Source organism: Telluria beijingensis, assembly GCF_030770395.1.
Lineage (GTDB): Bacteria > Pseudomonadota > Gammaproteobacteria > Burkholderiales > Burkholderiaceae_D > Telluria > Telluria beijingensis.
In genome coordinates this window covers 3,366,227-3,379,653 of sequence record NZ_CP132480.1, presented here as the reverse complement: position 1 = coordinate 3,379,653, position 13,427 = coordinate 3,366,227, and the positions used below count along the sequence as shown (strand labels likewise).

At 67.2% G+C, this 13,427-nt stretch carries 11 protein-coding genes; 7 read left to right on the top strand and 4 right to left on the bottom strand.

The window, feature by feature from the left end; genetic code table 11:
- Positions 1 to 16 precede the first annotated feature (16 nt).
- Positions 17 to 220 (bottom strand): hypothetical protein, encoded by a 204-nt coding sequence (locus Q9246_RS14975; protein WP_306391385.1) that lies wholly within the window; start codon positions 218 to 220, stop codon positions 17 to 19.
- Between Q9246_RS14975 and Q9246_RS14970 the strand changes: the two genes are divergently transcribed.
- The 5 genes from Q9246_RS14970 (at position 219) to Q9246_RS14950 (ending at position 6,917) form a co-directional block, all read left to right on the top strand.
- The gene (locus Q9246_RS14970; protein WP_306391383.1) at positions 219 to 1,391 is read left to right on the top strand and encodes a polysaccharide lyase domain-containing protein; all 1,173 of its coding nucleotides are present in this window, start codon (positions 219 to 221) and stop codon (positions 1,389 to 1,391) included. The genes Q9246_RS14975 and Q9246_RS14970 overlap by 2 nt on opposite strands.
- A 40-nt stretch (positions 1,392 to 1,431) precedes the next feature.
- The gene (locus Q9246_RS14965; protein ID WP_306391382.1) at positions 1,432 to 3,177 is read left to right on the top strand and encodes an asparagine synthase-related protein; all 1,746 of its coding nucleotides are present in this window, start codon (positions 1,432 to 1,434) and stop codon (positions 3,175 to 3,177) included.
- Between the two features lie 31 nt (positions 3,178 to 3,208).
- Positions 3,209 to 4,666, top strand: coding sequence for a lipopolysaccharide biosynthesis protein (locus Q9246_RS14960; RefSeq protein ID WP_306391381.1), 1,458 nt, complete (start codon positions 3,209 to 3,211; stop codon positions 4,664 to 4,666).
- A gap of 135 nt (positions 4,667 to 4,801) precedes the next feature.
- Positions 4,802 to 5,995, top strand: coding sequence for a hypothetical protein (locus Q9246_RS14955; RefSeq protein WP_306391380.1), 1,194 nt, complete (start codon positions 4,802 to 4,804; stop codon positions 5,993 to 5,995).
- Entirely contained in the window at positions 5,988 to 6,917 is a 930-nt protein-coding gene (locus Q9246_RS14950; RefSeq protein ID WP_306391379.1) for an AAC(3) family N-acetyltransferase, read from the top strand. The genes Q9246_RS14955 and Q9246_RS14950 overlap by 8 nt, the downstream gene beginning before the upstream one ends.
- Position 6,918: 1 nt before the next feature.
- On the opposite strand, the gene Q9246_RS14945 is transcribed toward Q9246_RS14950, so the two are convergent.
- The 3 genes from Q9246_RS14945 to Q9246_RS14935 form a co-directional block, all read right to left on the bottom strand.
- Positions 6,919 to 8,298 (bottom strand): glycosyltransferase, encoded by a 1,380-nt coding sequence (locus Q9246_RS14945; RefSeq protein WP_306391378.1) that lies wholly within the window; start codon positions 8,296 to 8,298, stop codon positions 6,919 to 6,921.
- A gap of 50 nt (positions 8,299 to 8,348) precedes the next feature.
- Positions 8,349 to 9,332, bottom strand: coding sequence for a polysaccharide deacetylase family protein (locus tag Q9246_RS14940; RefSeq protein ID WP_306391375.1), 984 nt, complete (start codon positions 9,330 to 9,332; stop codon positions 8,349 to 8,351).
- A gap of 206 nt (positions 9,333 to 9,538) precedes the next feature.
- Positions 9,539 to 10,651, bottom strand: a complete 1,113-nt coding sequence (locus tag Q9246_RS14935) for a GNAT family N-acetyltransferase (protein ID WP_306391373.1) — start codon at positions 10,649 to 10,651, stop codon at positions 9,539 to 9,541.
- Between the two features lie 345 nt (positions 10,652 to 10,996).
- Between Q9246_RS14935 and Q9246_RS14930 the strand changes: the two genes are divergently transcribed.
- Together Q9246_RS14930 and Q9246_RS14925 are read left to right on the top strand one after the other, a co-directional pair.
- Positions 10,997 to 12,286 (top strand): nucleotide sugar dehydrogenase, encoded by a 1,290-nt coding sequence (locus tag Q9246_RS14930; RefSeq protein ID WP_306391370.1) that lies wholly within the window; start codon positions 10,997 to 10,999, stop codon positions 12,284 to 12,286.
- 81 nt (positions 12,287 to 12,367) lie between these two features.
- Positions 12,368 to 13,399, top strand: a complete 1,032-nt coding sequence (locus tag Q9246_RS14925; protein ID WP_306398185.1) for an SDR family oxidoreductase — start codon at positions 12,368 to 12,370, stop codon at positions 13,397 to 13,399.
- Positions 13,400 to 13,427 lie beyond the last annotated feature (28 nt).

Here is a 13,427-nt window from a genome sequence, read left to right as displayed (position 1 = left end):
CGCGGTCGCTCGGCCCCTATATAGAACGTCGCGCCAGCGGCCACAATCCCGCGATCGAGTTGATCGGCCGCCAGGCCAGTACGTGGTTGCTGGCGCTGGACCGCGGGAGCCATGACCTGCCCGGGCGCGACTGGCATGGCGTGGTCGGGGTGCAGCCGGTGGCGCCAGCCATGCCGGCGCCGGCCTCCCGCCAGGTGGTGGTGGCCGACAGCGCCGCCATGGTGCGCGCCATCGCCACGGCGCTACCGGGCGACAGCATCCTGCTGCTGCCGGGCCGGTACCGTGTCGACCGGGTCGTGCCCGCCTATCGTCCCGGCGCCCCGCACGCCCCGATCGTCGTCAGGGCCGAGCGGCCGGGCAGCGTCCGGATCGATATCGATGCCAATGAGGGTTTCAGGGTGAGCGCACCGTTCTGGCGCTTCGAGAATCTGGCGGTCTTTGGCGCCTGCCATAAAGGCAGTCGCTGCGAACATGCATTCCATGTTGTCGGCAATGCTCATCATTTTACTTCAATCAATAACCTGATTGTGGACTTCGACGCCCATTTCAAGGTCAATGCAGAAAAAGGGCGTTATCCCGACCATGGCGAAATCATATCGAATACCTTGCGTAATGACAGTGCGCGCATTAGTACCAGGCCAGTAACGCCCATCGATCTCGTCACCGTCAATAACTGGATCATTCGCCACAATCTGATTACTGATTTTATCAAGGCCGGGGGTGACCGGATCAGCTATGGCGCTTTTGCCAAGGGTGGCGGCGCCGATAATCTGTTCGAGCAGAATATCGTCATCTGCGAACACCGGCTGCGCGGCGCGCGCGGACAGCGCATTGGCCTGTCGCTGGGCGGTGGCGGCACCGGCAAGGCATATTGCCGTGACGGAAAATGCATTACCGAGCAGGCCGGCGGCATCCTGCGCGCCAACCTGGTGGCCTCGTGTTCGGACGACGGCATCTACCTGAACGCCGCGGCGCGCAGCAGCCTGCTGCACAATACCTTGGTCGACACGGGCGGCATCACCGTGCGTTTTCCCGAAAGTAGCGCGACGATCGACGGTAACCTGGTCGACGGCATCATCCGCAGCCGCGATGGCGGCCTCCTGCGCCTGGGCGACAACCAGTTCGGTTCGGCGGCCAGCCTCTACCTCGGCCGCCATCCGGTGCGTGCACTGTTCCGCGAGCCGCAGGCCTTCGATTTCCGCTGGCGCGATGCACCGGCCGGGCGCAGCCCGCAGCCGGCGGCGGTGCCCGACCTGTGCGGCGCGGCGCGTCCCGAGCAGCCGCGCCTCGGCGCCTTCGAGGATTTCGATGCCTGTCTTGCAACACCGCGGGGACGAACGGATCAAGAAGGCGTTTCAAGCGTCACCGGGGGCACGGAAAAACCTGCGTAAAATGCAATAATTTCCAAAATCCATTTCTTGAGGATAAGTTATGTCCATCTTCGCAGGGGTTTATGCGCGCCGCCCCGATCGGCCGGTTCCGGAGGGTCTTGCGCAGCAGTTGCGCCAGGCCATGTCGCGCCATCCGGACGATGCGGATGCCGTCCAGGCATTCGCCGATGACCGGGCATTGCTGCTGACCCTCGACATCGGCGCCCTGGGCGGCCAGGGCAGCCACGCCGATGCGGGCAGCGTGGCCTTCGTCGCCGGCGCCCCCCTGCTGCACCCGGCCGATGCGGCCGAGCCGCTGGCGCGCGACGCCAGCCTGGCCGCCATCGCCCACGACCTCGCGGCCGACGGCGACGCCGCGCTGCGCGCCTGCCGCGGCACGTATTGCGCTTTCGTCTACGACACCGGCGCCCGGCGCCTGCACCTGATGACGGACAAGTCGGGCGTGCGGCCGATCTACTGCTGGGTGTCGCCGGACTTCATCGTGTTCGCGACGGCGCTGCGCATCATCGAAGCCGTCCCGTTCTGCAAGAAGACGCTGGGCATGCAAGGCATCGCCGAGGCGGCGACCTTCGGTTTCGCGCTGGGCGACCGCACCCCCTACGAGAACGTGTTCTCGATGCTGGCGGGCGAGCACCTGGTCGCCGACGGCGGCGAGCTGCGGCGCCCGCGCTACTGGCGCTGGGACGAGGCGATGCCGCCTTCCGCGTCCGACCTGCCGGCCCACGAACGCCTGCACCGGACCTTCCGCCAGGCGGTGCGCATCCGGCTCGGGGCCGACCGCGCGACCGCGGCCTTCCTGAGCGGCGGCCTGGATTCGCGCGTGATCGTGGCCGAGCTGCGCGACGCCGGCGCCGCCGTCTTCACGGCCAACTACGCCCCGCCGGGCAGCCAGGACCAGGTGCTGGGCAAGATGATCTCGGACCGGCTCGGTACCCACAACACGCCGCTGGTGCGCACCGCCGTCGTCGAAGGCGATCCCTACAGCAAGGCCACCGTGCACGAGTGGCTCAAGCTGCCCGCGTACGCGGCGGCCGGGCCGGCCCGGCCGCGGGTGCTGTGGTCGGGCGACGGCGGCAGCGTGGGCCTGGGCCATGTCTACCTGAACCAGGACATGGTCGATTCCCTGCGCGCGGGCGACGTCGATGCCTCGATCCGGCAGTTTTTCGCCTATAACCGGCTCGGCCTGTCGGTCAAGCTGTTCAAGTCCCATGTCGGCAGCGAGATGAACAGCCTCATGATGCAAGGGGTGCGTAGCGAACTGCAGGCGCTCGCGCCGGCCGATCCGGGCCGCGCCTGGTACCTGTTCCTGATGATGAACGACCAGCGCCGCCATTTGTTCAACCACTTCGAATCGATGGACCTGGGCCGGCTCGAGTTCGAATTGCCGTTCTTCGACGCCGAGTTCCTGGCCGACGTGATGCGCGAGCCCTTCGATCCCTTCCTGCGCCACGGGTTCTACGTGCAGTGGCTGCAGCAGTTCAATCCGGCCGTGGCCGGCACGCCGTGGCAGGCCTATCCGCGCCATGTGCCGTGCCCGCATCCGCTGCCGGAGGAAGCCACCTATCAATGGGACAAGATGGGCGCGGCCGAACTGCGCCGCAGGATCCAGGCCGCGCTGGCCAATGCGCGCGAGCTGCTGGCCCCGGACTTCAACCGCCAATACCTGGGCACGCTGCGGGTAAGGCTGTTCATGCTGGCGCTGCGCCTGAGCGGCAAGGATTACCTGCACCAGTTGCGGGCGCCGACCTTGCTGCACCGTTACTGGACCCGGACGCTGGCCGACTGATGGCCAGCAGCATGACGAGCAGGCACGAAGCATGAAGCTGCAGAACGAAATTACACGAGGCCTGAAATGGACTGCCGGGGCGAAACTCGGCAGCCAGCTCATCACATGGGGCATCACGATCTGGGTCATGCGCCTGCTGGAGCCGTCCGACTACGGCCTGCTGGCCCTGGCCACCGTGCTGCTGGCATTGCTGGCCATGTTCGCCGAGGTCGGCCTGGGCCCGGCCCTGGTCCAGAAGACCGACATCACGCGCCAAACCATGCAGCGCGCCTACGGCATCGTGTGGAGCGTGAATCTCATGCTGTGCGCCTTGCTGAACCTGTGCGCGGAGCTGGTGGCGGCGTTCTATGCCGAGCCGCGGCTGGTGCCCGTCATCCGCTGCCTGTCGCTGCAGTTCCTGATCATCCCGTTCGGCGTGATCCCGGACGTCATCCTGCAGCGCAAGCTGGAATACCGGTGGCGCTCCCTGATCGAACTGGCGACCGCGGTGACCGCCAGCGTGGTCACCCTGGCCATGGCGCTCGCCGGCCAGGGCGTATGGGCCCTGGTGGCCGGCATGCTGGCCACCTCGATCACCAAGGCGGTCCTGCTCAACTGCGCGGCGCCGTTCCCCGCCTGGCCCCATTTCTCGCTGGGCGGCATGCGCCAGTTGGTCATGTTCGGCGGGAATATCACGGCTTCGCGCCTGCTGTGGTTCCTGTTTACCCAGGCCGATGCGGTCATCGTCGGGCGCCTGCTGGGCGACCATGTGCTGGGCCTGTATTCGGTGGCGATGCACCTGGCGTCGCTGCCGGTCCAGCGCGTCTCGGCGATCCTGAACCAGGTCGTGTTCCCGGCCGCCGCGCGCTTCCAGCACGACCGCGCCGCCATCAGCGCCCAGCTGCTCAAGGCGATCGGCTACGTCAGCGCGATCGCGTTCCCCGTCCTGTGGGGAATGTCCTGCGTCGCCTACGAGCTGATCCCCGTGCTGCTGGGAGCGGGATGGGAAGGCGCCGTCCTGCCGTTCCAGATCCTGACCCTGGTGATGCCGTTCCGCATGATCGTCGGTTTCCTGCCCACGGTGACCGATGCCATCGGACGTTCCGACGTCGCCCTGCGCAATGCCGCGCTGGGCTGCGTGGTGATGCCGATCGCCTTCTATGTGGGCAGCCATTGGGGCATTGCCGGCGTCGCCTATTCGTGGCTGTTCGCCTATCCCGTGGTGTTGTTCGTCAACCTGCGCCGCATGCTGGCCGTGATCGGCATCCCGACCCGCGACGTGGCGCGGCGCGTGGCGCCGGCGCTGGCGGCGGCCGGCGCGATGTATGGCGCTGTATGGGGCGTCAGGCTGGCCTGGTTCGGCGGCGGCGGCAGCAACCTGGCCGTGGCGCTGGCGCTCGAGATCGCCAGCGGCATGGTGGCGTATGTGTTGTTCAGCCTGGTGTGCAACCGGACCCTGGTGATGGAGGTGGCGCAGCGTCTGCGGCGCCGTCCGCGCCTCGCCGGCTGAGCACTTGAGAAATTGACAGAGAAAAAGAAGAATGTAATTATGGCATTATAAAATCGTTAAGTTTGCATCTGCAGGTGCGAACGCGTTCCCGACCCAATCCGATCGACCCCTCGTTATCGTCACTTCAGGATCCCTGTGCTCGAATTTCTCAAACAACTCAAGAACAAGATTTCCGCGCCGCCACTGACGGCTGGCGCGCGGGCCGAACTGCAGGCCGACCGGCGCGGACTGGCGCCGCACGACCCTGGTCGCGAGAAGGTGATCGCGGCCTGCACGCAATGGCTGTGCAGGGCGCAGGACCGCTCGGCGTCGCAGGATGGCGGCGTCGCGCGCGACTTCAGCCTGCAAACGGGCTGGGCCACGTCGTATCCGGAAACCACCGGCTACATCATCCCGACCATCATCGCGATGGCGCGCCGCAACGACGATCCCGACCTGCACGCGCGCGCACGGCGCATGCTCGACTGGTGCGTGGCGATCCAGTTCCCGGAAGGCGGCTTCCAGGGCGGCAAGGTCGATGCGATGCCGCGCGTGCCGGTCACCTTCAACACCGGACAGATCCTGATCGGGCTGGCCGCCGGCGCGGCCGAATACCAGGACCCGCGCTACCTCGACGCCATGCACCGCGCCGCGGCCTGGTTGCGCGACTCGCTGGACGACGACGGCTGCTGGCGCAAGCATGCGACGCCGTTCGCCAAGCCCGGCGAAAAAGCCTATGAAACCCATGTCGCCTGGGGCTTGTTCGAGGCCGAACGGGTGGCGCCCGGCCACGGCTACGGCGCAGCCGGGCTGCGCCAGGTCGACTGGGCCCTGGGCAAGCAGCAGCCGAACGGCTGGTTCGCATCGAACTGCCTCAACGATCCCGAGCATCCGCTGACGCACACCATCGGCTATGTGCTGCGCGGCGTGCTCGAAGCGCATCTGCTGTCGGGCCGCGCCGACCTGCTGCAGGCGGCGATCCGCACCGCCGACAGCCTGCTCCCGGCCGTGGGCCCGGACGGCTACCTGGCCGGCCGCCTCGACCGCGCCTTCAAGCCGGCGGTCGACTATGTCTGCCTGACCGGCTCGGTGCAGATCGCGCATTGCCTGTTCCTGCTGCACCGCCTGACGGGCGAGCAGCGCTACCTCGAGGTCGGCCGCAGGCTGACCGCGTTCGTGCGGCGCACGGTGCGCTTCGACGGTCCGCCCGACACCGTCGGCGGCATCAAGGGCTCGTTCCCGGTCGATGGCGACTACGGCAAATGGGAATACCTGAACTGGGCCGCCAAGTTCTGCATCGACGCCAACCTGCTCGAAGAAGAACTGGTGGCCAGGACCGAACATGCTTGATCCGCTCAAGCGCGCGCTCAAGTCGGTCCTCGAAACCGTGCGCCGCCGCGGCAGCGAGCGGCGGATCCGCGAGACCGGCCGCCATGTGACGCGCGCGGAGCTGGCGCGCGACCTGGCGGCGCTGGGCATCGCGCCGGGCGATACCGTGTTCCTGCATTCCTCGCTCAAGAGCCTGGGGTATGTGGAAGGCGGGGCCGCGGCCGTGATCGGCGCCCTGCAGGACGCGCTGGGCGCGCAGGGGACGCTGCTGGTGCCAACTTACTACCTGCCAGCGGGCACGGTGCGCGCCACCTGCGAGCTCGAAGGCTATGTATTCGATCCGCGCGTGCACGGCACCAATATGGGCCGCCTGCCCGAGACTTTCCTGGCCGGGGCGGCCACCCATCGCAGCGTCCATCCGACCCATTCGGTGGCAGCCTGGGGGCGCCATGCGGCCTGGCTCACCGAAGGCCACCACCATGCGCCGTCGATCTTCGGCGCCGGCTCGCCGTGGCAGCGCTTCGTCGAACTCGACGGCGCCAAGGTGCTGGGCCTGGGCATCTCGATGGGACCGGTGACCTTCTACCACGTGCTCGAAGACGCGCTGGGCGAGGCCTTCCCGGCCGCGATCTGGGAACAGCGCACCTACCGCCTGCCTTGCCGCGACCGGCACGGCCAGTCATGGGACGTGCCGGTACGGCCGTTCACCGCGGCGGCGACCGCGAACCGCATCGACCATCCGGGCCGGGGCGACCTGCGCGATTATTTCCAGCGCGAGTTCGAACTGGCCGGGCTGAAGACGAACGGCGCGGTCGGCGCGGCGCAGGCCTGGGTCATCCCGGGGCGCGCCTTCTTCGACCACCTCGAGCGCCTGGCCGGGCAGGGCATCACGATCTATTCGAGCCCGGAACAGCTGGCCGCGCGGCCACCGGGCCGATCCTGATTCACCCCTGGCGGGCATGCTCCGCCACCACCTCGTCGAGCAGCGCCGCCAGCTGCGCGCTGCGCGAGCGGCGCGAGTAGAGCTGGCTGGCGTTGGCCGGCGGCAGCGGCGCCGTGCCGTCGCGCAGCAGGCCGACGAAGCGCATGATGCCGGCCTTGATGTCGTCCTTGTCGTCGAGGCGGGCGATGGTGTTCATGCCCGCGCCGCGCATCGTGGCGGCGGTGTCGCCGGCCGGATCGGTCAGCGCCAGGATCGGGCGCCGGGCGCGCATGTATTCGTAGATCTTGGCCGGAATCTGGGCATTGCAGTGCGCTGCCTGCATCACCAGCAGGCCGTCCGCATCGAGCATTTCCGCCAGCGCCGCGCGGTACGGGATCGGCGGCGCCAGCTCCACCAGGCCGTGCAGGCCGAACTCGTCGATCAGGCGTCCCAGCAAGGCTTCGTGCACCGCGGCGCGCAGCACCACGCGCAGGCTCCCGGGATCGACCAGGCCTTCGCGCCGCAATTCCCCCAACGCCGCCAGCATCGGCGTCGGATCGCGTTCGAGCGGATAGATGATGCCGCTGTGGAGCAGCACCAGCGGACCTTTCTCGGCGCGCGCGGCCGGGTCGTAGTGCTGGGTGGCGCGCACGAAGTCGTCCTCGTCGTAGCCGTTCTCGATCAGGCGGAAACGCGCGGCCGGCAGTTCCGGATAGCGCGCCCGATACAGGGCCAGCGCGCCGGGGGTGGTGAACACCAGCCGGGTGCAGTTGCGCACCGTGAGGCGTTCCACCCAGCGGTAGGCATGCCAGGCCATGCGGTTTTCCGGCGTATTCTCTTCGGTCATCGGATCGCGCATGTCGGCGATCCACGGCAGCCCGGACCAGCGCTGGAGCAGGTAGCCGATCAGGTGCGCGGTGGGAATCGGATAGGTCGACCAGATCGCGCGCGGCCGGTGCGCGCGGATCAGCCGGATGCCGGCCGGGACCGCGCCCAGCAGCCAGCTGATCCAGCGGTCGGGCAGCGCCATCAGGCGCAGGTAGCGGCCGCGAAACGCCAGGTGGCGGCTGGAATCGAGCGCGAAGGCGCGTTGCACCACCAGGTCGCGCGGCACGTCGCCCATCTGGTCGTCGCTGCTGTTGCGGTAGGCGCGCCGGTGCGCCGACAGCACCACCGGCTTCCATCCGAGCTGGGGCAGGTGCTGGGCGAACTTCAGCGTGCGCTGGATGCCGCTGCTGCCGCGCTGCGGCGGAAAATGGAAGGCCACCAGCAGCACCCCGGGCCGCGTTGCGTCGGCGCCGGCGGCGTCATGGGCGCCGGCATGGGCGGCAAGTCCCGGCGGCGCGGCGTGCGCGGGCGCCTCGTGGGGGACCGGGGGTGTGGCGTGATTCCTGTTTGGCATCGAAGGCTTCCTGGGATACGAATCGGGGGCGGTGCTCTGGCGGCGGCGCGCTAGCCGGCCAGCCAGCGCAGCAGGCGCAGCATGTAGAAGAAGGTGCTGGAATCCCACGGCCGCGAGCGCGGCAGCGTGAACATGTCCTGGCTCGCGGTGACCGGGCCGGGCGCGGTCGAGAACGCGGCGGCGAAGCCGGCCTGGCGCACCATCGCGATGTGCCGCGCGTCGAAGTCGAGCCCGGCTTTGCCGTTCGGATAGGCGAAATAGCGCACCGGCGCGTCGATGATCGCTTCCAGCGCTTGCTTGCTGGCCGTGATCTCGGTGTCGGCATCGGCGTCGGACAGGCTGGTCAGGATCGGGTGCGACACCGTGTGCGCGCCGATCTCGATGCCCGACGCATGCAGCGTGCGCACCATGTCGGCGCTGAGCATCAGCGGCGCCGCGCGGCGTCCGGTCAGCGCCTCGAGCGCCTCGACCAGCGCCATCCGCTCGGCCGGCGGCAGGTACTTGGCGCGCGCGGTCAGCTGGCAGACCGCGGCGCAGCGCCCGGCGATCGAATCGACCGCATGGCGTCCGGCGCCGATCGCCTCCAGGTCGATGACGCTGCCCGTCACCGCGCGCACCGCGTCGACGATGCGGTCGTTCCACATGTTCTCGCCGCTGTCGACATAGCCGCTGGTGACGAATACCGTCGCCGGCAGGTTGAATTCGCGCAGCACCGGCAGCGCCAGGTCGTGGGCCGAACGGTAGCCGTCGTCGAAGGTGATGCAGATGGCGCGCGGCGGCAGCCGGTTCTGGCGCAGCGCCGCCAGCGCCTCGTGCATCGGCAGCACCTTGAAGCAGTCGGCCAGCATCTTCATGTGGTCGCGGAAGGTGGCGACGTCGGGCTCGTTCTCGAGCAGGGGATCGCTGGCCTCGAGGATGCGGTGGTAGTTGACGATGCACAGGCGCGCATTCCCGGACTGCCACAAGGCGTAGCTGTTGCCGATGACGCGCATGAGCACGGGCACCGGCGCGCTGGAGCGTTGGTAGGTACTCATGCGCCGGCGCACCGCATCGTGGTGGGCGCGCATGGCCGCGGCTGGCGCTGGATCGGGAACAGGGTCGTGGACATCGGGAGCGTCATCGGGCTGGAAATCGCGGGCTGGAAATGGAGGGCTGGCACTTCGGGCGGCAGTATCTGTACGATAATAAAATTGAAACTAGCAATAAGCAAGGCGGTCAGATCCTGTGCACGGGTGCCTGTTCACAAAGTGATGTAACGGCGCAATCTTGGCCCCAGAGCGTTCGAGAGCGCAAGCGGAAACTGTTTCCACATATGCTCGGCCAGCGCGCGCGCGCCGCCCTTGCCCGCGTCGCCGACCGCGGGCGGCGCTTCCAGCCGGCCGCTGGCATCCCAGGCGCGCCAGTCGAGCGCCTGGGGCTGCGCGCCCCATTGCTTCTTGAATTGATAGGTGCCTTCGCCGAAGGTCGAGCGGCCGAAGTCGAAGCGGCGCACGCCGAGTTCGCACAGCCGGGCCTGGATCGCCCAGTACAGCAGCATGTTCGGCGCCAGGTGATTGACGTCGGCCAGGGTGGAGGCCCAGGGAATGGCGGCCCGGCCGCCGCAGCGCAGAACCAGGCCGGCGCCGACCACGCGCTCCCCGAGCCGGACCAGCATGATGAACATGTCGTCGCCATAGTGGCGCTGGATCGCCGCGAACCAGCGCAGTCCGTGCGGCGGACTGCCGAGGCGCAGCATATTGCGGCTATAGACCTCATGGAAGGCGCGCACCACCTCCGGCCCCGTGCCCGGCGCCGCGCGCAAGCCATTCTTTTCGGCCTTGCGGATCTGGCTGCGCAGCTTGGGCGGATAGCCGGCCATCAGGGCCTCGGCACTGGCCGGCAGCTCGAGCACCATCCTGACCTTGCGGCCCACCAGGGCCTCGGCGTCGAGCGGCGCGGGGGCGCTGGCGCGCGCCTCGAAGCCGGCGGCGCCGGCCCCGACGGCGTCGGCCACGGCGCGTGCGACCAGCGCTTCCCCGATCTCGTCCGTCAGCGCCAGCGGCCCGCCGAGGTCGCAGAATGGCAGTGCGCTCCATAGCGGACGGTGCAGCGGGCGCGCGACGATGCACAGGGGAAGGCTGCCCACGATGCGGGCGCCGTCGGTGGCGACCAGCACCTTGCCGGCATGGCCATAGGCGTCGGCGACCGCGGCGCGCCAGGCGTCCAGGTGGTAGGGCGAGGCATCGGGATGGGCGCGCACGAAAGCGTCATGGCCATCCCGGGCATGCGGCGTCCCCTCGAGATAGCCGATCCGGATGCCGGCCCCGGGGCTGTCGCTGGCGGGTTGCTCAAGGTTAATTATATTGACTCGCATGCATTGCCATTGATGAAACTTGCTAAAATTACATGTTCGAGATTATTTTGCCCGCGCACGTTTGCGGCAAGTTCTAAACTTTAGTTTTGGAAACTGTTAAGATTGATTCTGCAATACTTTACTTCAGACATGGTTTCCATGCCCACACAGCTTGCGTCGTGGCATCATGCACTTTGCTATCCATGGGCATTGTTTCATTGGCTAGTCACATGCGCATGACAGTATCCTGTCGCATCCCGTTGTGTTCAGCAGACAAGTTCCCTACTGGTTTTGAGTGAAGTAACGATTTCATGCTATATTGTATTAGTATAATAGCAAAATTTAATTCTAGAATGGAACCAGAACATGAAAGTCGATGAGGTTGTCGCCGTAGTCGGGCTGGGATATGTCGGCCTGCCGCTGGCAGTGGAATTCGGCAAGAAGATGCGCACCATCGGCTTCGACCTGTCGGCCGCCAAAGTCGACAACTACCGTCGCTTCGTGGACCCCACCGGCGAGGTCAGCTCGGAACAGCTGCGCGCGGCGCACCTGCTCGAAGTGAGCACCGATCCGGCCCTGCTGGCCGAGGCCGACTACATCGTGGTGGCCGTGCCGACCCCGGTCGACATCGCGCACAATCCGGACTTCGTGCCCCTGGTCGGCGCCAGCCGCACGGTCGGCGCGCACATGAAGCGCGGCGCCGTCGTCGTGTTCGAATCGACCGTTTATCCGGGCGCTACCGAAGAAGTGTGCATCCCGATCCTCGAGAAGGAATCGGGCCTGGGCTGGAAGCGCGACTTCCACGTGGGCTTCTCGCCCGAGCGCATCAATCCGGGCGACAAGGAACACACGCTGACCACCATCCTCAAGGTGGTGTCGGGCGACGACGAGGCCTCGCTCGAGCGCATCGCCGCCCTGTACGAATCGATCATCACTGCCGGCGTCTACCGCGCCTCCAGCATCAAGGTGGCCGAAGCCGCCAAGGTCATCGAAAACACCCAGCGCGACCTGAACATCGCGCTGATGAACGAGCTGGCGATCATCTTCGACAAGATCGGCATCGATACGCTCGAGGTGCTCAAGGCGGCCGGCACCAAGTGGAACTTCCTGCCGTTCCGGCCGGGCCTGGTCGGCGGCCATTGCATCGGGGTCGATCCCTATTACCTGACGCACAAGGCCGAGATGGTCGGCTACCACCCGCAAGTGATCCTGGCGGGCCGCCGGATCAACGACGGCATGGCCAAGTTCGTGGCCGAGAAGACCGTCAAGTCGCTGATCTCGTCGGGCTTCCACGTGAACGGCTCCAAGGTCAACGTGATCGGCCTGACGTTCAAGGAAAACTGCCCCGACCTGCGCAACTCGAAGGTGGCCGACATCGTGCACGAGCTGCAAAGCTATGGCGTCGACGTCCATGTGTTCGATCCGGTCGCGGCGGCCGACGAGGCGCAGCACGAGTACGGCATCGCGCTCGAAAGCTGGGAGGCGCTGCCGCAGGCCGACGCGCTGGTGGTCGCGGTGCCGCACAAGGAAGTGCTGGCCCTGTCGATGGACGACTTCCAGGCCAAGCTGAACGACAAAGGCTGCTTCATCGACGTCAAGTCGCAGTTCGATCCGAAAGCCCTTCAGGAAGCCGGCTACTGTGTCTGGCGTCTCTGATCCGAAGAACTCCATGCCTGGACCGTTGCGCTTGCGCCGCGGCCATGCTTGCCGCGTCGTCGCGGCCGTCTAGAGTGCCCCATCGTGAACAAGTACCAAGAACTACAGCAGCAACTGCAACAGCATCGCCATCACTGGCTGGTGACCGGCGCGGCCGGCTTCATCGGCTCGAACCTGGTCGAGGCACTGCTCCGGCTGGGCCAGCGCGTCACCGGCCTCGATAATTTCGCCACCGGCTTCCAGCACAACCTGGACCAGGTCGAGGCGGCGGTCGGGCCCGCGGCCTGGGCCGGCTTCAGCTTCATCGAAGCCGACATCCGCGATCCGGCTGCCTGCGTCGCGGCCTGCCGCGGGGTCGACTTCGTGCTGCACGAGGCTGCACTGGGATCGGTCTCGCGCTCGATCGACGATCCGCTCACCACCAATGCGGTCAATATCGACGGCTTCGTCAACATGCTGGTCGGCGCGCGCGACGGCGGGGTGCGGCGTTTCGTCTACGCCGCCTCGAGTTCGACCTATGGCGACCATCCCGACCTGCCGAAGCGCGAAGACCGCATCGGCAATCCGCTGTCGCCGTATGCGGTGACCAAGTACGTCAACGAACTGTATGCGGGCGTGTTTGCGCGCACCTATGGCATCGAGACGATCGGGCTACGCTACTTCAATGTGTTCGGCCCGCGCCAGGATCCGCACGGCGCCTACGCGGCCGTGATCCCGCAATGGCTGGCGGCGCTGATCCGCAACCAGCCGCTGCGCATCAACGGCGACGGCGAGACCAGCCGCGATTTCTGCTATATCGAGAACGTCGTGCAGGCCAACCTGCTGGCCGCGCTGGCCGGCAAGGAAGCGGCCGACCAGGTGTACAACGTGGCGCTGGGAGAACGCACCACGCTCAACGAGCTGTACCAGATGATGCGCGAGGCCCTGGGCGCGCGCTTTGCGCACGTCGCCGCGCATCGTCCCGAGTACGTGGAATTCCGCCGCGGCGACGTGCGCCACTCCCAGGCCGATATATCCAGGGCGAGCACGCTGCTGGGCTACGCGCCGACGCACCGCATCGGCGATGGGCTGCAGCAGGCCATGGACTGGTATGTCCGCAGCCTGGCGCAATGAGCAGGAAACGCATGCGTATCCATAAGAG